Annotated in this window: 22 protein-coding genes; 7 read left to right on the forward strand and 15 right to left on the reverse strand. The window is 38.6% G+C overall.

Annotated elements, in window-relative coordinates; all coding sequences use genetic code 11:
- Window positions 1–385 precede the first annotated feature (385 nt).
- The 8 genes from ACQKKO_RS00245 to ACQKKO_RS00280 all read right to left on the reverse strand — a co-directional run bounded on the left by ACQKKO_RS00245 (window position 386) and on the right by ACQKKO_RS00280 (window position 9,075).
- Complete coding sequence (locus tag ACQKKO_RS00245) at window positions 386–640, reverse strand: HPr family phosphocarrier protein (protein ID WP_498643178.1); 255 nt, start codon at window positions 638–640, stop codon at window positions 386–388.
- Between the two features lie 28 nt (window positions 641–668).
- Window positions 669–1,619, reverse strand: a complete 951-nt coding sequence (gene whiA / locus ACQKKO_RS00250; RefSeq protein WP_498643179.1) for a DNA-binding protein WhiA — start codon at window positions 1,617–1,619, stop codon at window positions 669–671.
- A gap of 29 nt (window positions 1,620–1,648) precedes the next feature.
- A complete protein-coding gene (locus ACQKKO_RS00255; RefSeq protein WP_498643180.1) occupies window positions 1,649–2,611 on the reverse strand; it encodes a gluconeogenesis factor YvcK family protein in 963 nt (320 codons plus the stop codon).
- Window positions 2,608–3,501: an RNase adapter RapZ gene (gene rapZ, locus ACQKKO_RS00260; protein ID WP_498643181.1), complete on the reverse strand. Its 894-nt coding sequence runs from the start codon at window positions 3,499–3,501 to the stop codon at window positions 2,608–2,610. Before rapZ ends, ACQKKO_RS00255 begins: the two co-directional genes overlap by 4 nt.
- Before the next feature lie 17 nt (window positions 3,502–3,518).
- A complete protein-coding gene (locus ACQKKO_RS00265; RefSeq protein WP_498643182.1) occupies window positions 3,519–3,995 on the reverse strand; it encodes an 8-oxo-dGTP diphosphatase in 477 nt (158 codons plus the stop codon).
- Between the two features lie 315 nt (window positions 3,996–4,310).
- Window positions 4,311–5,255 carry a thioredoxin-disulfide reductase gene (trxB, locus tag ACQKKO_RS00270; RefSeq protein ID WP_498643183.1) on the reverse strand — a complete coding sequence of 315 codons (945 nt, stop codon included), beginning with the start codon at window positions 5,253–5,255 and terminating at the stop codon, window positions 4,311–4,313.
- An 82-nt stretch (window positions 5,256–5,337) separates the two neighbouring features.
- Complete coding sequence (locus ACQKKO_RS00275) at window positions 5,338–6,378, reverse strand: tetratricopeptide repeat protein (protein WP_498643184.1); 1,041 nt, start codon at window positions 6,376–6,378, stop codon at window positions 5,338–5,340.
- A gap of 540 nt (window positions 6,379–6,918) precedes the next feature.
- A complete protein-coding gene (locus ACQKKO_RS00280) occupies window positions 6,919–9,075 on the reverse strand; it encodes an alpha-galactosidase (protein ID WP_498643185.1) in 2,157 nt (718 codons plus the stop codon).
- 77 nt (window positions 9,076–9,152) lie between these two features.
- Here ACQKKO_RS00280 and ACQKKO_RS00285 point away from each other — a divergent pair, with 77 nt between their 5' ends.
- Window positions 9,153–9,995: an AraC family transcriptional regulator gene (locus ACQKKO_RS00285; protein WP_498643186.1), complete on the forward strand. Its 843-nt coding sequence runs from the start codon at window positions 9,153–9,155 to the stop codon at window positions 9,993–9,995.
- 19 nt (window positions 9,996–10,014) lie between these two features.
- On the opposite strand, the gene ACQKKO_RS00290 is transcribed toward ACQKKO_RS00285, so the two are convergent.
- The 4 genes from ACQKKO_RS00290 to ACQKKO_RS00305 form a co-directional block, all read right to left on the reverse strand.
- Entirely contained in the window at window positions 10,015–11,277 is a 1,263-nt protein-coding gene (locus ACQKKO_RS00290) for an ABC transporter substrate-binding protein (RefSeq protein WP_498643187.1), read from the reverse strand.
- A gap of 18 nt (window positions 11,278–11,295) precedes the next feature.
- Window positions 11,296–12,171 (reverse strand): carbohydrate ABC transporter permease, encoded by an 876-nt coding sequence (locus ACQKKO_RS00295; protein WP_498643188.1) that lies wholly within the window; start codon window positions 12,169–12,171, stop codon window positions 11,296–11,298.
- A gap of 17 nt (window positions 12,172–12,188) precedes the next feature.
- Complete coding sequence (locus tag ACQKKO_RS00300) at window positions 12,189–13,085, reverse strand: carbohydrate ABC transporter permease (protein WP_498643189.1); 897 nt, start codon at window positions 13,083–13,085, stop codon at window positions 12,189–12,191.
- Between the two features lie 238 nt (window positions 13,086–13,323).
- Window positions 13,324–15,375 (reverse strand): beta-galactosidase, encoded by a 2,052-nt coding sequence (locus tag ACQKKO_RS00305; RefSeq protein ID WP_498643190.1) that lies wholly within the window; start codon window positions 15,373–15,375, stop codon window positions 13,324–13,326.
- Between the two features lie 466 nt (window positions 15,376–15,841).
- Here ACQKKO_RS00305 and ACQKKO_RS00310 point away from each other — a divergent pair, with 466 nt between their 5' ends.
- The 6 genes from ACQKKO_RS00310 to ACQKKO_RS00335 all read left to right on the forward strand — a co-directional run bounded on the left by ACQKKO_RS00310 (window position 15,842) and on the right by ACQKKO_RS00335 (window position 20,364).
- Window positions 15,842–16,273 (forward strand): MarR family winged helix-turn-helix transcriptional regulator, encoded by a 432-nt coding sequence (locus ACQKKO_RS00310; protein ID WP_498643191.1) that lies wholly within the window; start codon window positions 15,842–15,844, stop codon window positions 16,271–16,273.
- Between the two features lie 114 nt (window positions 16,274–16,387).
- Window positions 16,388–17,422, forward strand: a complete 1,035-nt coding sequence (locus tag ACQKKO_RS00315; RefSeq protein WP_498643192.1) for an NADH:flavin oxidoreductase/NADH oxidase — start codon at window positions 16,388–16,390, stop codon at window positions 17,420–17,422.
- Between the two features lie 14 nt (window positions 17,423–17,436).
- Window positions 17,437–18,180, forward strand: coding sequence for an SDR family oxidoreductase (locus tag ACQKKO_RS00320; protein ID WP_498643193.1), 744 nt, complete (start codon window positions 17,437–17,439; stop codon window positions 18,178–18,180).
- Between the two features lie 52 nt (window positions 18,181–18,232).
- Window positions 18,233–18,886, forward strand: a complete 654-nt coding sequence (locus tag ACQKKO_RS00325) for an SDR family oxidoreductase (RefSeq protein ID WP_498643194.1) — start codon at window positions 18,233–18,235, stop codon at window positions 18,884–18,886.
- Window positions 18,887–18,940: 54 nt separating this feature from the next.
- Window positions 18,941–19,120, forward strand: coding sequence for a hypothetical protein (locus tag ACQKKO_RS00330; protein WP_498643195.1), 180 nt, complete (start codon window positions 18,941–18,943; stop codon window positions 19,118–19,120).
- A 146-nt stretch (window positions 19,121–19,266) separates the two neighbouring features.
- The gene (locus ACQKKO_RS00335) at window positions 19,267–20,364 is read left to right on the forward strand and encodes an NADH:flavin oxidoreductase (RefSeq protein ID WP_498643196.1); all 1,098 of its coding nucleotides are present in this window, start codon (window positions 19,267–19,269) and stop codon (window positions 20,362–20,364) included.
- A 391-nt stretch (window positions 20,365–20,755) separates the two neighbouring features.
- On the opposite strand, the gene ACQKKO_RS00340 is transcribed toward ACQKKO_RS00335, so the two are convergent.
- The 3 genes from ACQKKO_RS00340 to ACQKKO_RS00350 are packed head-to-tail and all read right to left on the reverse strand — an operon-like array spanning window position 20,756 to window position 25,281.
- The gene (locus ACQKKO_RS00340; RefSeq protein WP_498643771.1) at window positions 20,756–23,434 is read right to left on the reverse strand and encodes a family 78 glycoside hydrolase catalytic domain; all 2,679 of its coding nucleotides are present in this window, start codon (window positions 23,432–23,434) and stop codon (window positions 20,756–20,758) included.
- Window positions 23,435–23,461: 27 nt separating this feature from the next.
- Window positions 23,462–24,292 (reverse strand): carbohydrate ABC transporter permease, encoded by an 831-nt coding sequence (locus tag ACQKKO_RS00345; protein WP_498643197.1) that lies wholly within the window; start codon window positions 24,290–24,292, stop codon window positions 23,462–23,464.
- Window positions 24,289–25,281, reverse strand: coding sequence for a carbohydrate ABC transporter permease (locus tag ACQKKO_RS00350; protein WP_498643198.1), 993 nt, complete (start codon window positions 25,279–25,281; stop codon window positions 24,289–24,291). Before ACQKKO_RS00350 ends, ACQKKO_RS00345 begins: the two co-directional genes overlap by 4 nt.
- Window positions 25,282–25,329: the final 48 nt, after the last annotated feature.

Consider the following 25,329-nt stretch of genomic DNA (forward strand, 5'->3'; position numbering starts at 1 on the left):
CTTTTTTGCGCTTTCTACACCTTTTTGAGCACGGACCCCGCTTTTTTGCGCATTCTACACCTTTTTGAGCACGGACCCCGCTTTTTTGCGCATTCTACACCTTTTTGAGCACGGACCCCGCTTTTTTGCGCATTCTAAAACTTTTTTTAGCACATCTAATTTATTTCAGAACCTCCACACACAGCGGACGGGATGGGCGGCCGACTCCTAAGGGATGAAAAGGCAAGGTTGAAATGATTCAGGCGCAGCCAGAATTAGTTCAACGCCTTCCCTTGGAAAGCGTGCCGACCAGCACGGGAGCGACCTCATTGCTCAGCATCATAACATCTAGCTCTAATCGCTCTTGAGCAGCACAAAAAAAGCAGCCCACACGGCTGCTTTTCCCTTAAGCGTTCTGAATATAATCAACTAGCGTATCTAATGCTTCTTGTTCGTCGTGTCCATCTGTACTAATCACAATTGTTGCATTGTGCCTAATAGCTAAGCTCATAATGCCCATGATGCTTTTTGCGTTTGCTACCTTTCCATCCTTCTCAATATTCACAACGGATGTAAAACGATTCGCTTCTTGTACAAACATGGCTGCTGGTCTTGCCTGCAAGCCTCCCTTAATGGCAACCTTCACTTCCGACTTAAGCATAACGAGTCCCCCTTTGATTAAAGTATATTCAGCTGTTTATCATATCTCCTGATCGGATCTTCTCTGCAATCTCATCAATCTTTTTCAATCTATGATTAATCCCAGACTTGCTCACTTTACCACCCTCAAGCATGTCCCCAAGTTCCTTTAGCGTCACATCTTGATGAGTTAATCGAAGCGTAGCAATGTCCCTTAGTTTTGGTGGCAACTGATCCAATCCAATTGTTCGTTGGATCAACCGAATGTTTTCAACCTGCCTAAGAGCTGCACCAACCGTTTTATTCAGGTTGGCCGTTTCACAATTCACAAGTCGATTTACAGAATTTCGCATATCCTTTAAAATGCGAACATCTTCAAAATAGAGCAACGCCTGATGGGCTCCAATTATGCTCAGAAACTCTGTAATTTTCTCACTTTCTTTAATGTATACAATAAAGCCTTTTTTCCGTTCTAGTGGCTTTGCTCGTAATCCGTATTCGTTCATTAATTCACATAACGATTGATTATGTTCTTCTGATGAAGAAAAAATTTCTAAGTGGTAGGAGGAGGTTTCCGGATGATTCACAGAACCACCCGCTAAGAAAGCTCCCCGCATATATGCTCGTTTTCGCTGTTCTGTATGAAGAAACCCTGGTGAAACCGAACGAATCAGTGTAAACCCTTCGCCAATTATTCCTAGCTTCTCCATTAGAGGTTTAGCTCCTCGTGAAACCCTAACCAAGTAGACATTGTTCTTTTTTAATCTCATCTTTTTTCGAACAAGTAATTCGATAAAAATCTCTGGAAACAACTGTTTTAAGAGTGTATAAATTCGCCTGGCAATCGCAGCATTTTCGGTGGTAATATCCAAACCGACCTGCTGCCTAGCAAACGAGAGTGAACCATTCATACGAACGAGAGCAGCCAACTCAGCTGAAGCTTGTGGAGTCACAGGATCAAGCTGAGTTAATTCTTTTTTTACTTTAGCTGCAAAAGACATCTTGTCCCCCCCTTTCAGATGAATCAAATTTAAGTCAGGGGCACATCCATGCTCCCTGATCGAAGAATGGCCTCTGATACCATTTTTGCGTTATGTCTCAATTGACCATCCTGCTCTAACACAAAGTCATCACAGATAATGTTTACACCCATATCTTGTAGCCGTTGATGATCAACTGTAACAGGGAATGCAATCTCTTCCTCGTATCTTGCGCGCACATTCTGAGAAACGACTGAACCATTCACTAAGATATCATCGACTAGATCAGGACCACAATGAGAAATCAGTCCGTACAAATGATCAGATGCAGAATATCCATCTGTCTCACCTAATTGGGTCATCGCGTTACAGATATACATTTTTCGAGCCTTGGATGCTCGAATAGCTTCTACGATTCCTGGTACGAGTAGATTTGGTAATACACTTGTATATAAGCTGCCAGGCCCGAGTACGATAAGGTCTGCATTCTTAATGGCTTCGAGACTTTCGGGTAAAGGTTCAATCACTTCAGGTGTTAAAAAAACACGCTTAATCGGCTTACGAACCGTAGGAATTTTTGATTCACCCGTAACAATGGAACCATCTTCCATCTCTGCATGAAGCACAATGCTTTGATTCGCAGCCGGAAGAACGGTCCCACGTACATTTAACACTCGACTGACAGCAACAATGCCTTGATGGAAGTCACCTGTAATGGATGTCATCCCGGCAAGAAGCAAGTTCCCTAACGAGTGCCCTGATAAGCCACTGCCGTTTTCAAATCGATGCTGAAACAGCTCTTCAACCAATGGTTCTACCTCGGCTAAAGCAGTTAATACATTTCGCACGTCTCCTGGTGGCGGGATATCTAGTTCTTTGCGTAGTATGCCTGAGCTTCCGCCGTCGTCAGCTACAGTTACAATGGCCGTTATATTAACCGGGAATGTTTTAAGACCACGCAGTAGAACAGATAAACCTGTGCCACCTCCTATGACAACTACATTCTTACTCACAGGTTAAGGACCTTTCGTTTAGCGATATCGCGATGCGTTGCATGAACCTCATACTCCGCTTCAAATTGTCTCGCGAAATGCTCCACTAGTGTGACAGAACGGTGTTGACCACCTGTACAGCCAATGCCAATAACCACTTGGCTTTTGCCTTCTCTCTTATATTGAGGAAGCATAAAATCAAGTAGATCAGTTAATTTATCCACAAATTGCTGAGTTTCCGACCACTTAAGTACATAAGACGAAACTTCTTTATCTAACCCTGTTTGTGGCCGCATATGCTCAATATAGTGTGGATTCGGCAGGAAACGAACATCAAATACTAGGTCTGCATCGATTGGTATTCCATATTTAAATCCAAATGATAAAAGCTGTATGGAAAATGATTGTCTCGCATTAGTTGAGAATCGCTGAATAAGACGCTCGCGTAATTCAACCGGTTTTAAATCCGTTGTATCAATAATTAATTGAGCGCGTCCTTTTAGTTCTTCGAGCATTTCTCTTTCTAAGCGAATTCCTTCAAGAGGCAAGCCATTTTTGGCCAAAGGATGGGTTCTTCTCGATTCCTTATAGCGTTGGACGAGCTTATTATCTTTTGATTCAAGAAACAAGATTTGCACAGCTGGTTTCATATGGCTGTTGCTTAATTGATCAACAGCTTCGAATAAATGATCAAAGAAACGTTGTCCACGTAAATCCATAACAAGCGCCACTTTATTCATCTTGCCACTGGCTCCTTCGACTAAATCCATGAACTTGGGGAGCAATGCAGGAGGAAGATTATCCACACAGAAATAACCTAAGTCCTCAAAGCTCTGTACAGCAACCGTTTTTCCTGCTCCTGACATCCCCGTAATTATGACAATCTCAATGGTTTGTTCTGTCTCACCCATTCATTAACACCCTTTTCCTATTCTGGCTTCGTTTGTGCGGCTGGGTCTAGGCGTGACCGTAAAAGCTTATAATCCGGCGTGTAGTAAAACGTCCCATATTGAACGCCGTGACCGTTTAAGGCATGTTCAATGATGAACTTGTCTCCTTCAGCCATTGGCAGCTGAGCTACTTCTTCGCACGGCCACCATTTTAATTCCCCTTCAGGAGATTGCTCGAGCAAGGTACCTGAATACGCTTCTGCTTTAAATGTAAACAGCATCCACTCTGAACGAGTTTCATTGTTTTCTTCTATTACAATGGTATATACACCATTTAATTCTGGATGACTGACTGATAAGCCTGTTTCTTCCCTAATTTCTCTTGTGGACGATTCTTTTATTGATTCTCCAGATTCCATCTTTCCTCCTGGAGCGACCCACCAGCCTCGACTGGGTTTTTGGAGAAGAAGTACTTGATCATTTGTTACAAGTACGCAATTTGTAACCCTTTGCAATTCGATCACCTCATTGTCTATACCTCATAAGTATACATTTATTTTAGGACTGCTACAATTATTCAAGGAACGATTTAAAGGATTTGACAAAAAAAAGGGCACGAGCTTCAAAAGCTCGTGCTAAAGATATATAAAAAGGGGGTCAATTACTTAAACATAGTATAACAGTTTAATATTTCATGATTGTTACAGAATGATTAAGAAGGAATTACGAAACCCTTGGCACGCAAGGGTTTCAGCATAAGTCCATTTTCGAAAATTGACTATTTTATACCGTCTTTATGACTACTTTTTATACAACAGTTTGGCAATTCGTCACGGATTGACTTTTTCAGCAAGACTTTCGATGTAATGTTGCACATTTTGCGCTGCAACACTTCCATCACCTGTTGCCGTTACAATTTGACGAAGAGATTTTTCGCGAACATCTCCTGCTGCAAAGATACCAGGAATTTTTGTTTCCATCTCTTCATTTGTCACAATGTATCCTTCTTCGTTCAGGATACCCAGGTTTTTCACACTTTCATTTAGTGGAAGTAAGCCAATGTAAATGAATACGCCGTCTGTTTTAAAATCAGAGACTTCATCTGTTTTTGTATTTTTCAGTTTGACGCTACCTACTTTTCCGCCTTCTTCATCGATCTCAGTAACGACGTGATTCCAGATGAACTCCACTTTGTCATTATCAAATGCACGTTGTTGTAAGATCTTTTGGGCACGCAATTCATCACGACGGTGAATAACCGTTACCTTAGAAGCGAATCGCGTTAAGTAAACCGCTTCTTCAACTGCAGAGTCTCCTCCACCTACTACTACTAGCTCACGATTTTTGAAGAATGCTCCGTCACAAACCGCACAATAAGATACACCGCGTCCGCCAAGCTCTTTTTCACCAGGTACGCCAATTTTCTTATATTCTGCCCCTGTGGTAACGATCACAGCACGTGCGCGGTATTCTTTTGATCCCGCAATCACTCGTTTCGTGTCGCCTTCATCTATAATTTCCTTAATATCTCCATATGCATATTGGGCACCAAATTTCTTTGCATGCTCAAACATTTTTGTTGAAAGATCTGGTCCTAAAATATGATCAAAACCAGGGTAGTTTTCAACTTCTTCAGTATTAGCCATTTGACCACCTGGAACACCTCGCTCAAGCATTAATGTGCTTAATTGTGCACGAGATGTATATACAGCTGCGGTCATTCCTGCAGGACCTGCTCCTGCAATAATGACATCATAAATGGTTTCTTCACTCATGGTTCGTACCCTCCTAAAATACACGTTAGAACGTATGTGTGTCTATCGTACTCAAATCACTGTAAACTGTCTATTGATCTGCTCACAAAGTCTGTGGCCATAAACGAAAGCATAACTTACTTTTGTCTAAATGAGCGAGATCTTCCAATCTTTCTTCTGTTTCAGTATGTCCTTTTTTGATTGCTTTTTTCCATGAAGAAATGGCTCTCTCTTGTTTTCCAAGATGGAACTGGGCAACACCAAGGCAATCGTACAGCTCAGGATCAAGATCAAAGGTTAATGTGTCTACCTCTGCTAAGCGTTTTTCTGCTTCCTGATACTCGCCTAACGCACAAAGTACACGCGCTAATTTTAAATAATGATCTGTATCCATTGGATAGACCTGACCAAGCACTTTCGCATAAGATTTTGTTTCGCTTATTTCACCTAGCTCCTGATTAAATAAAGCAAGGTTACATAAGGCAAATAGATTACCTTTATCCTCCGTAAGTACATGCTTAGAGATCGTAAATGCTTTTCCAATTTGTCCTGATCTGAAATAGGCTTCAGCTAAATGATTAAAGGCAGCCCAACAGTTTGGGTAATCCTCCACCATTTCTTTTAACACTGGAATGGCCTGTTCTGGCTTGTTTTGCTTTAGAAAAGATCCAGCTGTAGTATGGCCAGAAATTAAGCTTTCAATCTCTTCTGACTCATCCTCCATTGCTAGTTCTTCTTCCTTAAGCATTTCCAGTAACTCTTCAGCACCCTCGAGACGAGATTCAGGTGTGGTCTCCTTAAGATATGTTTTTACTGATTGTTCAGCTACTAAAAACTGACCTAAATAAGCATAGTTATTGGCCATAAAAAAGTAGCATTCAGGATAATCCTTCGTCACGGTTAACACATCACGAAGAATATCATTCGAACGCTCATATTCACTAAGCTCTGACAATACAGCAGCTAGTTGAATTTGAAAAACAGGTTCTTTATCTGTCAGCTTTACCGCACGTTCAAATAACGTAACAGCACGCTTTAAGTTCTTTTTTTTGTAGGCATCAATGCCTCTATGAAAGAAGTAATCTCCATTTTGTAGGAATGGGATTACATTGGTATGCTTTTTTTGATAAACCGATACATCCATATAGACTGCTTTCCCTCCAGATGTCTTCTATGTGCTTGTCCAGTATACATCATCTGTATGAAAAATGGGAGAGAAGCGATTGAAAGATTACTCCTGATTATACGAGTTCATCTAAAAGATCCTTCATACCAGTAAACACTATTCTATATGCTTAGCCTCATACTCGTTATCGCCCGCATTACAGAATAAGTTGATTTTAACTGGCAACACATATTTATGAGCTATGATAAGACTAAATGTTTCTTCAAAATTCCCTTTTTAGATAGGGTGGCCGCTAATATCTGCGTTCTGTTCTGTCCCGTCTATAACATAGTTAAGAAACTGTGCGCAGCAAATTGTATGAATAGAATTGAAAAGAAATATTTAAGAATTAAAACTTTTGCGTTATTTTCTCACTTTATAACCCGAAATAATATATTGGAGTTTTCAGGTAAATAGTAAGAGCAATATATAGTCTATAAAATAAAACAGCCACGGGTCTAAACCCATAGCTGTTTCAAACCTATATCGGTATCCTGGATTTTCTTAATGTATTGTTTGTTATGCCTTTGCTTTTAATGAATAGATCACACTGACAAAATCACCTTTCAATACAGGGATATTCAATCCAATTTGTTCGAGACGATCTCCATAATCGGATCGATTTTGTTCCTTAATAAAATACTGCCAGTTACGGTTCAAGCCATTTAACTTAATTCGTTTTTTAATAGGGACAGGTTCTGCCAATACTCTATAGAAAAAGACAATGGCTTCCTTCTTATCTTTAGACACAAACATCCAACTCGTTTCGTTCTCATTAAATGGACTTTTTAATCGATAAAAATCTCCGTTTTGAATGAGTGGTCGAATTTCTTTGTAAGCTGTAACTTGTTCTTTAACACTTTTTTTCTCTTCACTTGTAAGCTTTGTCAAATCAAGTTCGTAACCAAAATTACCTGACATCGCCACATTCCCTCGTATATCAAGAGGTGTCAAACGGTGAACCTGATGATTTGGAACCGTAGAAACATGAGCACCTATGCTACTAATTGGATATACTAAGCTTATTCCGTATTGAATCTTTAATCGTTCAATCGCATCTGTATTATCACTTGTCCATGTTTGCGGCATATAATGGAGCATACCTGGGTCAAATCTTCCTCCGCCACTTGAACAGCTTTCAAATAGAATATCAGGAAACTCAGTTGTAATTCGCTCTAATAAACTATACAAGCCCAGTACATAGCGGTGTGCTGTTTCTGCCTGATTTTCACTTAATAAGTTGGCTGAACCTATCTCAGTAAGACTACGATTCATATCCCATTTCACGTAACGGATAGGTGCCGATTGAAATAAATCTTTTAGAGTAGAATACAAATACTCCCGAACATCCTCTCTCGTTAAGTCAAGGACGAGTTGACTTCTATGTTCTGATCTTCTTCGTCCATCTACATGGATACACCAATCTGGATGTTCTCTGTAAAGGTTACTTTCAGGTGATACCATCTCTGGTTCAACCCATAGCCCAAAGTCCAGCCCCTTTTTGTTAATATTCTCACCCAAGTGCTTTAAACCATTTGGAAGCTTTCTTTTGTCAACGGACCAATCACCTAAAGATGTGGTATCATCGTCTCTTTTTCCAAACCAGCCATCATCTAACACAAATAATTCAATTCCTGCTTCCTTTCCTTCTTCAGCAATCGCAAGTAGCTTATCTTCATCAAAGTTAAAGTAGGTTGCTTCCCAGTTATTCACCAAAATCGGTCGTTGTTTATCACGGAAATTCCCTCTACATAAACGTTCTCGGTATAATGAGTGGTATGTTCGCGACATTTGACCTATTCCGTTTTGCGAGAACACCATTACGGACTCAGGCGTCTGAAATTCAGAGCCTGCTTCTAGCACCCAGTTAAAATCAAATGGATTGATTCCTAGAGATAGCCTTACCGATTGGAAGGAGTTAATCTCTGCTTCAATTCTAAAACCTCCACTATAAACTAAGCTAAAGCCGTATGCTTCACCCTGATCTTCATCGGTCTCAGGCTTAACCAATGCCATAAATGGATTAAGTTGATGACTACTCATTCCTCTACGACTTTCAATAATGGTGCTACCAGAATGTAATGCACGCCGTTCAAGATTTCCTTCCCGTGCCCAAGCACCTGATAAATAAAGCGATTCAAATGAATCTCCTTCAGGAAAATCAATACTTGCACTTAATGCACTCCAAAGGCGTAATGATTGCGTACCCCTGTTCTCAAATCTAGTATTTCTGCATATAACAGACCGATCATGAAAAATGGTATAAGATAAATAAATACTAAGACTAGCGTATGAATCAACGAGTTCAATTTCTAACGTTTCCGCTTCACTTTCTTTCTCAGTATATACAGATGGCAGACCTGCTAATGAAGATTTGCCCTTGAAAATACGATGACTTTTATAAAGAGCTTCAGTAACCCTTGTTCCATCTTCAAGCTGAACTATATATGCGGGATGTCTAAAATCTCCCGTTCCATATTGAGGGTATTCTTGTGGTAATCGATCTAACCCGTATTTTTCATCATCTTGTACGATATCTACTAGATTCTGATTATTATGTAACCGAGCACCCCAATATAAATGAACAGGGTAACCTTCGTTAATGGATAATACATAACTCATCTCTTTTGATTGAAGGTGAAATAAACCATGTTCTGTTTGAGAATAAATAACCATAAATAACCTCCGATGCTTTTTTAATAGTAAGTAATACGGTAAAATATTTAATAAGACAACTAGGAGGAGTTAACTCTATGTCTCAAAAAATGGTTTATGTTCCTAAGAACATTCATTTTCTTGATCTGTATCTGCATAATTTCGGTGAAGAAAAATGTACACCTTATCATTCTTACGGGCCTGCTATTAGAGAGTATCATCTTATACATTACGTTCTTGAAGGAAAAGGAATGTATAAAATCGACAATCAACTGTTTGAGATATCAGCTGGTCAAGGGTTTTTAATTCCTCCAGATGTCGTCTCGTTTTATCAAGCAGATGCAGAATACCCATGGCAATACTGTTGGGTAGGTTTTCATGGCCTTCAAGCAAAGCACTTCATTAAGCAGACTTCACTAACAAGAAATGAACCCATTTTTCAAGATAAAGACGCCTCATTTGCCAATCGTATTACTCAAATGCTTACAGCTGATTCCGTATTAAGACAAACTGCTCTTTTATATCTATTACTTGATGACCTGACGAAATCCAATCCTCGTCAAGTTCACTCTGAACTAACGATTTCTAAACAAGAAATCTATGTCAAAATGGTCATCGATTTTATTGATATGCACTTTTCTGATAAACTTACCGTCTTTCAAATTGCTAGATTTGTTGGTCTTGATAGGAGCTATCTCACATCTCTCTTCAAAACGTATATTGGTCTAAGTATTCAGGAATATCTCGTTAATTATCGAATATCTAAGGCATGTCTTCTTTTGAAGAACTCTGACCATGCAATTGGAGATATTTCACGTTCAGTGGGTTATCATGACTCATTGTTATTTTCCAAGTTATTCAGAAAGAAAATGGGGATCTCCCCTAAGAATTATAGAATGGAACAAAAGCATAATAGGGGAGAAGAGGAAGAGGTCCTATAAAAAGACGGACTTCCTTTTTTTATTTTTTATCATATTCAGTTCGTAGCTTATCACCCAACTTTTTGAGTTCTTCTTCAACATCTAAATCTTTGTTATTGATTTGATCAATGACCGGCTGAACATTAGTAAGAGCTTCAGACTTCTCAGGGAAAAAGCTCTGTACAACCGTATTCTCTTCCATAGCTTTTGCTACGATTGCGATATTATCAGGTGCATAATGACTCGTTCCAAATGTATCAGCTGCACGAATGACAGAAGGATAAGCGCCAACAATATCAGCTTGAATCTCTTGACCTTTCCCATAAGTAAGAAACTCAAGTAATTTCCAAGCCTCTTCAGGGTGTTCCGTTTGTGAACCAATGGCAACCGGAAGCCCTAGCAGCTGAGACTTATTACCTTCCTTTCCTCCAGGCAGTTCTTGAATATCCCATTCAAAATTCCCGTCTTCTGAATAAGCACGCCAATGCCAAGGGCCAGCTATACCCATCGCCGCTCTACCAGCTAAAAATAGATCGCCTAAGCCTTCAGATTCAGTTGCCGTTGGTGCAACTTTATGCAAGTTTGATAGATCACGAATCCATGAAATGGCTTCAACTGACCCAGGAGAATCAATCATAACTTCTGTTCCATCCATACTGAATACTTCTCCACCATTTTGAAGTAACGCTTCCATCCAATAGTATCCACTAGTTCCGAATTGAGTTATTTTTCCGTTTTCCTCTATGGTTAATTCTTTTGCCTTCTCTAAAAAGTCATCCCATGTCCATCCTTCTTCAGGGTAGTCCACGCCAGCTTCATCAAACATATCTTTGTTATACACAAGATGATGAGTAATCAAATCTCGAGGTAAGGCATACACGCTATCCTCATATCTCCCCATCTCCCAAGCACCTGGAAGCCACTCATCTTCACTTAATCCGCCTTCTTCCAGCAAATCATCTAATTCCATAAGTAGATTCTGACTAGCAAAGCTTTGCAAGGCTGTATCTCGAACCCAAGTCACATCTGGCTGATCTCCACCCGCAGACATGGTTACAAATTTCTCGTTTACGTTATCGTAAGGTACATGGATTAGTTCAACCTTTATTCCAGGATTCTCCTCCTCAAACACCTCTAAAATTTCTTGATCGCCTTCAAGCTCTGCTGGCCCATTCCCCCATGCAAGCATTCTTAACGTAACAGATTTATTATCGGAGGCATCCCCACCTGACTCATTTCCACATCCAACTAAACCAGTAATTAGCATTGTCCCAGCAAGACCCATTAGCCATTTTCTCTTCATGAAAATTCCCCCTAAGTTTTATCCTTTTATACCTGATAGAGCAATTCCCTCAATAAAATGCTTTTGTGCAAAGAAAAAGATAAGAACGAGTGGGAGTATCACCATTGTACTAGCAGCCATCATAGGACCCCATTGCATGTTTAGTTGGCCATTAAATAGTTGGATACCTAAAGCAAGAGTGTATTTGCTTGTATCATTTAGATAGATTAAAGGAGTAAGAAAATCATTCCAGCTCCCCATAAATGATAGAATCCCAACAGTTAATAAAGCGGGTTTAGATAGCGGAACGACAATTCGCCAAAACACTCCAAATGTCGAGCATCCATCAATGATTGCGGATTCTTCCAGCTCCTTTGGAATAGCTTTAAAGAACTGTCTTAATAAGAAAATAAAGAAGGCGTTCCCAAAGAATGCAGGGACGATTAAAGGTAAAAAGGTATTTACCCACCCTAAATTAGAGAAGATAAGGTAAACGGGAATCATTGTCACTTGAGGTGGCAGCATCATAGTACTTAACAAAATAACAAACCAAAAATTCCGACCTCTCCCCTTAATCCTTGCAAAAGCATAAGCCACAATCGAACTTGAAATGATTGTTCCAAGGACTGTGAACCCAGTGACAATAATTGTATTCATGTAAAATCTTAAAAACGGTACAAGTTCAAAAACCTCCTTATAATTACCCCAATCGATTGGAGAAGGCAAAATCGATGGTGGGTATGTTATCGCCTGAGACTCTGTTTTTAAGGAGGTACTAATTAACCAGATGAACGGTAGTATAAATAAGATTGAAAAACCAATTAAAAGCGCGTAGATCATGATTCTGTCAATCGTTCTACTTTTTTTATAACTTTTATGTGTTTTCATACTAGGATTTAAAATTGCTTTCTCCACTCTACTCACCCCCTCTATTAGTCATCGTATTCATAGTAGACCTTCTTACCAAAAAATTTAAATTGTAGAAGTGTAAACACGAGTATGATTAAGAACAAGATCCACGCTAATGCAGAGGCGTAACCCATCTTAAAGAATTGGAATGCATTTTGATAGAGATAGAGAACATAAAACAATGAGGCGTAGTTTGGTCCACCATTACTCATTACATATGCTTGAGTGAAAACTTGAAATGATCCAATAATTCCCATAATCAGATTAAAGAAAATCACGTGCGAGGTCATGGGTACGGTTACATTCCAAAATTTTCTTAACTTACCAGCCCCATCAATTTCAGCAGCTTCATATAGGCTTGGTGGTACGCCTTGAAGTCCAGCTAAATAAATTACCATTCCTCCACCTACACCCCATAAACCCATGATAATTAAGGCTGGTTTAACCATTGTTTCACTAAGAATCCAATTAGAAGTAGGTAAATTTAAAAAATCAAGGACTGCATTAGCTAAGCCGAATTCCGGCTGAAAAATAAGAAGCCACAATAAGGAGCTTGCTACAGCAGGAACGATAGAGGGTAAATAGAAGATCGTACGAAAAACACCCATAAATTTCACCTTTTGATTTAGTAAAACAGCAAGTAAGTAACCAAATATCAAGCTTATTGGTACTCCAAAAAACGTATAATAAAAAGTATTCCAGAGCGTTTTCCAAAATAGCGGATCGTTAAAGAGTAGATTCTCATAGTTTTCTACACCTATCCATTCAGCCCCACCAAAGATCTGCCAATCAGTAAATGACATGTATAAAGAATAAATCATCGGCCCAGCCGCAAGAACTAAAAAACCAAACAACCAAGGCGAAATAAACAAATAAAATGTAAGAGTCTGATTATTTCTCCTTTTCTTTCTACCAGCCAATACCCACCCCTCCTTATTAAACCAGTTAATTTGTATACGCTTTCATTATTGATATTTTATATTGAAATCTCGCACTTAAGATATGGCTTAATACGTTGAGAATATGGTTAAATGATTGTTATTATGTAAGCTCTAAAACACCCAGCAAAATAATAGCAAAATAAACCAGGTAAAAATCATATGATTTTTACCTGACTTATTTATATACTCTTCTCTTAATACTGTAATACTGAATGCATCATTTAAAAGCTTTTACTTTTGTAAGTATCATGACGCCATAAGGCTCGATTGTACTCGTACTTTGGAGAGTCACGTTAGATAAAAGCTCGTTCATTGGTTCATTTAGGGTAATAGTTTGCTCATCTCCGCTATAGTTTAGTAAAAAGAAATATTCCTTTCCCTTACTGGCTCTTATTGCGAGCTCAATGTTTTTTGGAAGAGTCAGCTCTGATCTTGTCTTTAACCCTGTATCCGTTAATAAAAGACTTGCGAGTTGCTCATTGAAGACACCGCCAAAATAGTAGCAAGTACCTTTTCCAAATCTGGTTTTAACTAGGGCAGGCGCATTAGCATAATAGCTATTTTGATAGCTTGCTAGTACGGTTGTTTTTTCACTTAAGATCGTTAGTACCTCATTAAAAGTTTCTGTCTTCAGAGTATGTTCCCCCCACTCAATATGAGGAGTGTCATCAAACTTATTAATTCTGGTGAAATCATTGACTTCAACGCCGGCTAGATCTGAAAGTAAGCCTGGAAATGACTTCATATAGGCATGCCCATATTCGTTTTTATAGCCTGAACGGCTTCCAAGAATGAGCGTTCCCCCTTGCTCGCAGTATCGCTCTAATAAATTAGCTCGTTTTGAAGTCATAATAGCCGGATGTGGATAGACCAGAACTTTATAGGTCTTGAGTTGGTCGAGAGTCGTATCGTCATTTATAGTGAAACAATCTACAGGTATATGCTGATATTGGAACGCTTTAAACCAAGATCTTATGCTTTTCCCTGTAAATGGCCCGTGCCATGTATCAAGCTCTCCATCCCACTCATTGTCATAATCATGTAAAATGGCACCTTCTGCTAAAAAATGCGTCCCAAATAGTTCTTCTCCAACACGTTTAAGTTCATTTCCAGTAGTCTCCACTTCTTTTAATCTTCGGTTCGGCTTGTTGTCATAATTGTTTAAACCATGCCAATACATTTCTGTTCCTTTGGTAGCCGTGCGCCATCGGAAGTACAGAACCATATCTGCACCATGAGCAATGGATTGATAAGTCCATAATTTAATTTGACCAGGCTTTGGTGTGGGTTGCTCTAACCGATTAACCCAACCTCCTGGACCGCTCTGTTGTTCAAATATAGCAAACTGGCTACTAATATCTCTTACTGTGCTAAGGTTCCAGCTCCACTTCCGATCTAAAAGTGGACCCTCTTCTCCCTCTGAGAATACATATCCAAAGTTAGGGTATGAATCGTAGGCATAAAAATCAAGTAACTCATTTGTTAGTTGATGATGATTCAAATGACCAAACTTCCCGTTTGTAGTAACCCAATGATTAGGTGCATGTGCCCGAATCATATCAGCCTGCAGTTTAGCGAAGTGAATGGTACTATCAGAGACAAAACGTTTTTCATCTAACGCATGATGAGGATTGTCTGAATCGGCTGGAGTAATCCTTGGCAAAAAAATTTGTTCCCAGTCAGAATAAGTTTGATTCCAAAACACCGTCCCCCATGCATCATTTAACTGATCTAACGTTCCATACTTTTGTTTGACCCATTCTCTAAAAGCATCGTGGTCAGCATCAGAATAGAAAACATTGGCCTCACAATTAAATTCGTTACCAATTTGCCAGCCACATATAGCCGAATGATTAGCATAATGCTTGGTAAGCTTTTCTACAATGATTTTAGTGAATTCTCGATAAGTAAACGAATTATAATTATAATGTCCCCTCAGACCGTGATGATGAATAGTTCCATCCTTTGACACATTCAAGACCTCTGGATGATTATGTGTCAGCCAAGCAGGAGGAGTTGCTGTAGGAGTAGACATAATGACCTTTAAGCCACATTCCTCTGCCAATGAGATAGCGCGATCAAAGAGGTCAAAAGAAAAGCTTCCTTGAACCGGCTCAAAAACACTCCATGCAAATTCTCCTACACGTACATAGGTAAACCCCATTTCAACCATACGTTTATAATCATCTGCCCATAATGCTTCATCCCACTGCTCCGGGTAATAACAGACACCCAATTCAATGCTCTTTCCAGGTATCAATCGACTCAATACAAACACTCCCCTAACCCTCGGATGATAACGCTATCATATGAGGGTATATTTCTTAAAATTTGACTTTTACCAAGCCATAACTCGCTTAGAAAACTACTCGCTATAAATAATCCATTATAATTTAACATGTTACAATTTATTAATCTATAGTAATTAGTCGTAAAATTCTGAAAAAACATTTAGAAATAAAGTTCTGCGATGGCAATTACCCTAGCGTTATACCCTTATAACGTTTTTCTAAAATCCATTTTAGGCCACGTCAAAACTACCATTTTTTTGAATTTTTAATATAGTATTTTATAGTACCTTAGGCTTGGTTAAATTAACTATTAGGTATTTTACTCATTTTCAACCTTTAATAACTTACATAAAATAACAGTGTCCGATCAATCTAATGATGTTAAACTGTACCAATGGACATTGTGTTTAGATTCTTAATTCTTATGGAAGAAGGTGTTTATAATTGAAGAAAGAGACCCAATTAGATTTCTTAACCAACTGGTTAGAAGTAACTACTAAACAAGATAAAATTACTGCCGAATTAGAAGCTTCATTAAAAAAAAACAATGATATATCCCTTAAAGAATTCTATGTTATGTTTTATTTATCACAAGAGCCTAATAAAAAACTAAGACTACAGCAACTTCAAGAATTAATTGGATTAAGTCAAAGTGCTATGTCTAGATTAGTCGGAAGACTTGAAGCAAAAACATGTGGAGCATTAGAGAGGTCAACGTGTGAAGATGATAAACGTGGTATTTATACATCATTAAGTCCACTTGGACAAAAGAAGTTCCAAAGAGCATTAAATACTTTTAATGCCGTGATTGACAATTTAGAGATTAATCAAAGTATCTTATCGAATGTTTTAAAAGAAAATAGATGGGTAAAATAGAGAGGGGATCGTAAGAGCCTCTCTTAAATTATACCAGTTGACTTTATGGAGAACAGGTGATAATTTAACAAATACATGCAGGTGCATGCATATATAATTCTAAGGAGTGTTTCCATGAAAGAACCTAATCTTTTTGACTCATTTACTTTTAAGGGTTTAGAACTTAAAAATCGTATAATGATGTCTCCTATGTGCCAATATAGCGTTCCAAAGAAAGACGGAGTAGCTACAGACTGGCACTATATTCATTATGTGAGCCGCGCCATTGGTGGTGCAGGACTTGTGATGGTTGAAATGACTGATGTAGAGCCTGATGGTCGAATTTCTGATTATGATTTAGGCTTGTGGTCTGATGAACAAATCCCAGCACTAAAGCGTATTGTCGATGGAATCCACGAACACGGTGCAAAAGCAGCAATTCAAATTGCACACGCTGGACGTAAAGCCGAAGATGCAGAATTACCTGTAGCACCATCTGCGATTCCATTTGATGAGAACTCTAAAACGCCAAGAGAACTAACAACGGAAGAAGTATACGATCTAATAGAAAAATTTAGACTATCTGTTAGACGAGCTGTTCAAGCTGGCTTTGATGTTATTGAAATTCACGGGGCACACGGGTACCTAATTCATCAATTTCATTCTCCATTAACCAACAAACGAAATGATGAATTTGGTAAAGATTTAACAAAATTCGGTTCGGAAATTTTGAAAGTAGCTAAAAAAGAAATCCCAGAAAACAGACCACTTCTTATGCGTATATCTGCGAAAGAATATGTAGACGGTGGCTATGATATTAATGGGGCTATTGATTTGGCAAAAGCTTATAAAGAAGCTGGTGCCGATATATTCGATATCTCGTCTGGAGGAGAAGGGCAGATTGCAGCATGGGGAAAACCAGGTACTCACGCAGCCTATCAGGTGCCTTTAGCTAGAGACATTAAAAAAGCTTTAGACGTCCCTGTAATTGCTGTGGGTCGATTAGATGAACCTACTCTTGCTAATGCTGTCATTGGGACTCAAGACGCAGATATAGTTGCTGTTGGTAGAGGTATGCTTCGTAATCCATATTGGGCTTTAGAAGCAGCAAAACAGTTAAGAAAAGACAAAAATACAATCATCCCAGTTCAATACGAAGCTGGATTTTAATAGGAGGAATAAAAATGTCTTATATTAAAGGAAAAGTCATAGTTGTAACGGGTGCATCAGGTGGAATTGGTAAAGCTACGGCTGAACACCTTGCAAAAGAAGGAGCAAGTGTTGTCTTAGCTGCTCGAGATAAAGATGAATTAAGCTCAATTGTTTCAAATATTAGAGACAACGGCGGACAAGCAGAGTATAAAGTGACAGATATCACCAAAAAACAAGAGGTACAAAACTTAATTGATTTCACAGTTGAGAGATATAAGAAAGTAGACACCATCATTAACAATGCCGGTTTAATGCTGTTCTCAAAATGGGATAATGCCCACGTGGATGAATGGGAAAAGATGATTGATCTTAACCTTAAAGGTGTGTTATATGGGATTGCAGCAGTCTTACCTCAAATGAAGGAACAGGGCAGTGGACAGATAATTAATGTTGGATCAATTGCTGGACACGCTGTTGGAGAAGGTCATGGTGTATATAGTGCCACAAAATATGCAACTAGAGCTATTACAGAAAGTCTTCGTAAAGAAATGTCTGTTCACCATAACATTCAAGCTGTTTATGTATCGCCTGGTGTAATTGCAACAAATTGGCAGGATGAAGTAACAGATAAAGATGTTAGCGATGTACTTGGTGGTCTAAACGAAGTGGCAATTGCTCCAGAACATGTTGCTGAAACGATTGCTTTTGCAGTAAACAAACCTAATAATGTGATGATAAATGACATTTTCGTCACCCCAACGAAACAGACTTGGTAAAACGTTTTAATTATACACATGCAGATGCATGCAAATAATAGGAGGTTTTCATATGAATGTTTTAGTTATTGGTGCAAATGGTCAAGTTGGTAAAGAAATTATTAAAAAACTGAAAGAAACACCTCATATTTCAACAGCACTAGTACGAAAAGAAGAACAAGTAAAAGAATTAGAAACTCTAGGTGCAGACCATGTGATTTTAGGCGATTTAGAACAAGATTTTTCACATGCTTTTAAAGGGATTGATTCAGTTATCTTCGCTGCTGGTTCAGGTGGATCAACAGGTCCTGATAAAACGTTATTAATTGATCTTTGGGGTGCGAAAAAGGCTGTTGACTACGCAACCGAAGTAGGCATCAAACATTTTGTACAGCTTAGTGCGGCTGACAGCTTAGATGTGGATGAAGAAAGTGACAAGATGAAGCCTTATGCAGTGGCAAAATTTATGTCCGATTATTACATTGAGCAAAGCAATCTATCCTATACAATTGTAAGACCAGGACCAATGAATAATGAGAATGCAACAGACAAGATTGAACTTCATCAAACATCACGCAAAGATCACTTTAATGATTACTTAATTACAAGAGAAGATGTTGCTCATGTTCTTGTGAATTCTTTAGGTAAAGAAAATCTGTTTGATAAGAGTTTCTATATTAAACAGGGTGACAGTAGTATCGAAAATGCACTAAGTACTGTTAAATAAGAAGAAATAGCTATAGGTATTCATTTACCTTCTGCTAAGATTAGGAGGATCATTATGCCAGCTTGTTCGTTAGGTACGCTCTGCAGTTTAAGCCAGTCTCAAAGAAAGCAACTACCAAAAATCTATCATGAGTGGACGAACAGCTCAATGAATCCGAATGCATATGCAAGACGTCTGAACGTCAATGTAAGCCTCTTTAAGAGTGTCATAAAAGAGTACGATCGTTTGGTTTAACCTACACTTTTAGTCTGTGTAGATTAAGGGGAAAACGTTATATCAAAGGCTTGTATCACTTAGATACAAGCCTTTGATTATTCATAAAATGCAGGTGGTTACATAATGTCCTTTAAAAACCAAATAAATACTAAGGAGGAACAATTGTGAATAAACAAGTCTTATTTAATTCTTTTAAAATAAATCATACAGTAATAAAAAATAGAGTTAGTGTAGCACCAATGACTCGAATCAGTGCTACAAAAGATGGCTTTGTAACGGAAAGAATGATTAACTATTACCGTTCGTTTGCTAAAGGTGGTTTTGGCTTAATTATTACAGAAGGTACATATATTGATGATAAACATAGTCAAACTTATCAATTTCAACCTGGCATTGCTTTTGATGAACAAGCCCAAGAGTGGAAAAAAGTAGTAGATGCTGTGCATTCAGAAGGTGGAAAGATCTTTATCCAATTGCAGCATTCGGGCCCACTTTCTCAAGGTAATCATTTTACTAAAGGTGCGATCGCTCCGTCTTCTATTCAGCCGAAAGGAGAACAACTGAAATTTTATTTGGGAGAGGGAGCCTATGAACTACCAAGGGAAATTACAAGAGAAGAAATGAACCAAGTAAAAAATAGCTTTATCGAATCCGCCAAAAGAGCTGAATCGGCTGGGTTTGATGGAATTGAGTTGCATGGTGCGAATGGCTACCTATTAGATTCATTTCTAACAGAATATACCAACCAACGCAGAGATGAATACGGAGGAAGTACCGAGAATCGGGTTCGATTTTTAGTAGAGATAGCCAAGGAGGTAAGTCAAGCAGTAAGTCGTAACTTTACAGTGGGTATGAGGATTTCTCAATCTCAAGTAAATGATTATACGTACACATGGTCAGGTAAAGAAGAAGATGCAAAAACAATTTTTACTGCTTTAGGTGGATCGGGTCTACACTTTATTCATGTTACGGAGTTCCAAGCATGGCAACCCGCTTTCAATGATAATGAACAAAAATCATTGGTATCATTAGCGAAAAAATATAGTCAATTACCGGTCATAGCTAACGGTCAGTTAGAAAATCCCGAACGAGCTATAGAATTATTAAATAATGGGGATGTTGACCTTTTAGCTTTAGGTAAGGGTGCTCTAGCAGACCATGACTGGATTAAGAAAGTAAAAAATAATAAACAGCTATCTGAATTTGATGCAGATAGTGTGTTGTATCCAATAGCAAACATTAAGGATTTTGAAGTTGAATAACTTACGCTTCAAATGCATTGCCATTAAATTCAAGTTGCGGCAGCAGCCGAAGAGCAATGCTCTTCTATGGAGGATATTAAGAGTGCGTCAACTAACTTAAAAAAATTGCAGGTGACTTACAAAACTCTGTGAGTAAGTATGAACTCTAGAGATAATACTAATATGTTAAAAATAGATTCTCAAGGTTTTGTCTCTTAAACCCTTTTTCCACTTGGTGTATTAGCTGCTTCTATCATTAGAGAATAACTGGTAGCAAATCAACTCGAAGGGCGGCGACACCTCTTAAGAGAAGAGGTGTTAGCCATACCATTTTTATAAATTCAAAAAATAGGGCAGAGAATGAAAAAGTAAAAATAAAATAAACAGAACCATATTTATTTCACCTATTTTATTACTCTTTCTTTATACTAAAGTGGTATTCTCCTGATTTAACATAGAAGTACATTCTGCTCTCGCCATTTATTTCTTTTATTTCTTCATTTATTTTACCAACTTCCCTTTCTCTTACAATCTCGTATTCTGTCACGGGTAGAGCAATAAGCGCACTGCTATTAACTGGAATCGACACCTCAACTATGATTTGGTCCTCTTGTTTTTTCCATTGAACGTTTACCCATCCTGCTGCTATATGATGCTTTACGTTAACCCAATCAACATGATCAGCTATAAATGGTGAGATCACGAGAGGCTGTGCTGCTTTCCTTCCAGAGTAATCTCTTTGGATGCCGCCTAATTGAGAGTAAAACCATTCCTCGATGTGCCCCATCATAATATGGTTATGCGAATGGCCCGTGACAGGTCCATCCCAAAATTCAGTTAGACTGGTTGCACCGTGGTTTACTAGAAACCTGTAATAAGGCTCCTTGGATTGCTGAAGCATATTCTCAATAACCGTAGATTTACTATATTTAGATAAAGCTAACAGCAAATATCTATGCCCTACCTCACCACATGTGATCGCATACTCATTTTGAATAATTCCTGTAACTAGGTTAAACAGGACGTTCTGTGCGTCTTCTTTTTTTACTAAATCTAAGGCTAAAGCAGTCGCATTTGATGTTTGACTGTTGGTTGCATAAAACGACCCATTTTCATTATAGAATGCTTGATTGAATGCATTCTTTGTATCCTGCACAAGCTCCGTAAACCTCTTCACATCCTCATGATATCCAAATAAGTGAGCGATTTCGGCTAGAATACGACTGTTTTCATAGAGCATGGCTGTTGCTGTAACAGCAATAGGTGTATGAACAGCAAACCCCTGATTATCATCAGGAACCTCTCCTAAATCTCCCCAGTCACCTAAGCCATGATTCACGATGCCATCTTTAGAACGAGATACTAAATACTCCACATATCTAATCATTTGTGGGTAATGTTTCTTTAAAACGTCCTCATCCCCATACCAGTTGTAATGATACCAAGGAGCCATAACAAATGAACTTCCCCATTCTGGAGAATCTCGAAACCCTTTTTCAAACTCTACATATTCAGGCGCAATATTAGGAACAAAGCCATTTTCTTCTTGAGCTTCCTCCATATCTATAAAGATCTTTTTATATAGAGGTGCTACATTATAGTTATAAAAAACAGAAGGCGCCATTAGATGTAATTGTTCGATCCACCCTAGTTTTTCACGGTGTGGGCAGTCTGTAAATATACTCTTCATATTACTCTTAATTGCCCTATCTATGATGTCATGAATATCGTTCCATTCAGAATTCGAACAGGCAAAGTCTCCAACCTTATCTACATCTGGGTATATCATTTCTCCTTCTACACTTAGGAGCTCTGTCCGTTCTTCTTGATGCGTGAAACGGACTTGTACATATCGGAATCCATGATACATAAATTGTGGTGCCCATTCTTCTACATCACCTTCTCCTCGCAGTGTATAAGTAAAAGATACAGGTTCTCCGATCATAGATTGATCTATATCGCAATTTTCCTTCAGCAATTCTCCTGTGACCAATGTAACAGTTGAACCTCTTTTTCCTGTTACACGAATACGTGGCCAGCCAGAGATGTTTTTCTCTAGATCATATACTTCTATGTCTTTGCGATTAATGTCTATTTTTTTTGCTGCGATGGTTTCTTGGACTTTATTTCTTGGAATCATTCGGCTACAGAGTGTCCCCTTTGGTGCACGTACTAAAGGCGCTGCCACCCACTCATTACCTGAGTCGATAAATCCAACATTGTCCCATCCCGTTTGGTATAGACGTGCATCATAGTCTTCTCCACCATAAATAGATGAAAAAACAATCGGACCTCTACCAATCTTCCAATCTGATCCAGTACCAATCGTCTCCGTTTCGCCATTAGAATACTCTATCGTAAGTTGAACAATACATTTTGGTAAACCGTAGCTTCCTTCGTATTTAACATACCTTTTCGTTTGGCCGTTCACGTGATAGAAGCCACACCCTAACATCATGCCCGCTGCATTCTCACCTTCATTTACATAAGAGGTGACGTCATAGGAATGATACAGGCAGGACTGATCATAGTCTGTCCATCCTGGTTCAAGTACAGCGTCTCCTACTTTAACCCCGTTTAAACGAAATTCATATTGACCTAGTCCACTTACATGAGCAAACACTCGCACAGGTGATCTTGAAATATTGAAGTTATGTCGGAATAAAGGCATGGGCTCTTCACAAGGATCTTGTTTCCATTCTTTTTGAAGAAATGGTGTCAAGCCAATCCAATCTGCTTTCCATTCCTGATTCATTAATCCCATTGTCCAGGTTGAGGGTTCACTCCATCCGCTTTCTTCACCGTTTACATCCCATATACATATAGTCCATACATATCTTTTCTCAGGTAATAAAGGATGTCCTTCATATTTGATAAATTGATGCTGAACCGTATCAATTTTTCCACTATCCCACATATCGGCGTTTCCTTGTTTTAACAAATCCTCTTGAGTCGATACACGTATTCGATAGGCAGTTTGTCTTTGTCCTCTAACAGTTGAATGTGAAAACGCCCAACCAAATAGTGGCTGACGTAATTCTACTCCAAAAGGCTCATGCATCTGTTCTACTGTTAAGTTTATTGCTTTCATGCTATTCAAACCTTAACTCCTCCTTATTTAAGATTTTACTGCTCCTGCTACACCTTCTATAAAGTAACGCTGCATGAATAGAAACAAAATCATGACCGGAATTAATGAAATCGTTGCGGCGGCTGTCATCCCCACATAATCTGAGGTATATGTCCCTACAAAATTCTCCATTCCAACAGCAAGTGTTCTAAGCTCCGGTCTGTTCGCCGTAAAAATAAGTGGAATGAGGAACGAACTCCACGTCCAGATGAATTGCATGATCCCAGCTGTTGCAATAATTGGAGCACTAAGCGGCAACATAATTTGACTAAATGTCCGTAAGAATCCAGCCCCATCTATCTCAGCTGCTTCTTCTAGTTCCTTTGGTATTTTGGCAAAATAGGCAGCAAATAGTAGGATGAAGAGTACGTGTGCACCCGATGATTCTGCCACAATGACCCCTAATAAAGAATCTGATAGACCCAACGCACTCACGATTTTAAATAAAGGGATAATGGTGTAACCTTTTGGTATAAACATGATGGCTACAACCATAAATAGAATAGCTTTCTTCCCTGGAAATTGAATACGGCCTAGAACATAGCCTGTTAATGCACTTAATATCAACACAATTGCAACTGTAGCGAGTGTGAAGATTACGGTGTTCACGAAATAACTTGAAAAGTTTGCACTTGTCCATGCTCGAATATAATTGTCCCATTGAAATTCTGTAGGAAATGGATTTGTCCCCCCTGCCAAAAATTCAGTGTTGGTCTTAAATGAAGACAAAATCATCCAAATGAAGGGATAAATCCATACAAATCCAAAGAGAATCAAACAGATATGTATGGTTGTTCTGGCAAATTTACTTGTAATCATTTTTTCAGCCTCGCTTTCTTTCTACTAAGACGAAACTGCCTAATCTCTTTTGAGAACGCTCCTAAACTGAATACAACACTTATGAAAAAGGTGAATAGACCTAATAACACACCTGCTGCAGATGCATATCCCATTCTAGTTTGTCCTCCTGAAAATTCAGAAGAAAAAGCGTAATTGTATATAAATAAATCAAGCGTTTCCGTTTGATAGTAAGGTCCACCATTTGTCAGTGTTTTGACGAGATCAAATGCATTGATCCCCCCCACAATCGATAGTAACAATATGACCGAAAGCATTGGTTTTAAAAGTGGTAATGTAATATGAATCAACGTTCTCCAAAACCCTGCCCCGTCTAATTGAGCCGATTCATATAAATCGTTCGGAATGGATTGAAGCCCCGCCAGCCAGTAAACCATATTAATTCCCAGCCCTTTCCATGAGCCAATTACAATTAATAAAATCATAGCTAGGACACCATCTGTTAGCCAAGAAACGGGTTGCCCCATGATTCCAATCGTCGTCATGAGGTCATTAAACAAGCCATTAAGACCAAAGATGTTATTCATAACGATCCCAATAACAGCTGTTGTTGTGACAACAGGTAAAAAATAGACGGTCCGATAAAAGGTTTTTCCTTTTAATTTTCGATCGTTTAATATAATGGCTAGAATGAGCGCAAGCCCTACACCAATAATCGTTGTCCCAGCTACATAATAGACTGAGTTAATAAAAGATTGCCAGAACCGTTCAGAGGTTAGCAATTGTTGATAGTTGCTTAATCCAACAAATCGATTTAAAGGCCCTATACCTGACCAATCATAGAATGAATACACATAGCTCATAATAATTGGATAAGCCGATAAGACAAAAAATACGATAATTTGAGGCATTAAGAAGACATATGCCCATATTGCTTTTTTTCTATTCCTCGGACTTAGTTTTCCTTTTGGTGTAGATGGTTGTTGGATTTCCGTTGGTACTTTCATCATAATGAATCACCCCTCTTAAAAATATGTGCCGCCACCTTTCAATTCGAG

The organism is Alkalihalobacillus sp. NPDC127517, from assembly GCF_050276055.1.
Taxonomy (GTDB): domain Bacteria; phylum Bacillota; class Bacilli; order Bacillales; family Bacillaceae_D; genus Alkalicoccobacillus.

What these genes read in the sequence shown, in the direction of transcription:
- ACQKKO_RS00285 (WP_498643186.1), top strand. Translation starts at nt 9,153, where the DNA reads ATGTCTCAAAAAATGGTTTATGTTCCTAAGAACATTCATTTTCTTGAT.
- ACQKKO_RS00320 (WP_498643193.1), top strand. Translation starts at nt 17,437, where the DNA reads ATGTCTTATATTAAAGGAAAAGTCATAGTTGTAACGGGTGCATCAGGT.
- trxB (WP_498643183.1), bottom strand. Translation starts at nt 5,255, where the DNA reads ATGAGTGAAGAAACCATTTATGATGTCATTATTGCAGGAGCAGGTCCT.
- ACQKKO_RS00280 (WP_498643185.1), bottom strand. Translation starts at nt 9,075, where the DNA reads ATGGTTATTTATTCTCAAACAGAACATGGTTTATTTCACCTTCAATCA.
- ACQKKO_RS00275 (WP_498643184.1), bottom strand. Translation starts at nt 6,378, where the DNA reads ATGGATGTATCGGTTTATCAAAAAAAGCATACCAATGTAATCCCATTC.
- ACQKKO_RS00245 (WP_498643178.1), bottom strand. Translation starts at nt 640, where the DNA reads ATGCTTAAGTCGGAAGTGAAGGTTGCCATTAAGGGAGGCTTGCAGGCA.
- ACQKKO_RS00345 (WP_498643197.1), bottom strand. Translation starts at nt 24,292, where the DNA reads ATGATTACAAGTAAATTTGCCAGAACAACCATACATATCTGTTTGATT.
- ACQKKO_RS00350 (WP_498643198.1), bottom strand. Translation starts at nt 25,281, where the DNA reads ATGATGAAAGTACCAACGGAAATCCAACAACCATCTACACCAAAAGGA.
- ACQKKO_RS00340 (WP_498643771.1), bottom strand. Translation starts at nt 23,434, where the DNA reads ATGAAAGCAATAAACTTAACAGTAGAACAGATGCATGAGCCTTTTGGA.
- ACQKKO_RS00315 (WP_498643192.1), top strand. Translation starts at nt 16,388, where the DNA reads ATGAAAGAACCTAATCTTTTTGACTCATTTACTTTTAAGGGTTTAGAA.
- ACQKKO_RS00325 (WP_498643194.1), top strand. Translation starts at nt 18,233, where the DNA reads ATGAATGTTTTAGTTATTGGTGCAAATGGTCAAGTTGGTAAAGAAATT.
- ACQKKO_RS00290 (WP_498643187.1), bottom strand. Translation starts at nt 11,277, where the DNA reads ATGAAGAGAAAATGGCTAATGGGTCTTGCTGGGACAATGCTAATTACT.
- rapZ (WP_498643181.1), bottom strand. Translation starts at nt 3,501, where the DNA reads ATGGGTGAGACAGAACAAACCATTGAGATTGTCATAATTACGGGGATG.
- ACQKKO_RS00330 (WP_498643195.1), top strand. Translation starts at nt 18,941, where the DNA reads ATGCCAGCTTGTTCGTTAGGTACGCTCTGCAGTTTAAGCCAGTCTCAA.
- whiA (WP_498643179.1), bottom strand. Translation starts at nt 1,619, where the DNA reads ATGTCTTTTGCAGCTAAAGTAAAAAAAGAATTAACTCAGCTTGATCCT.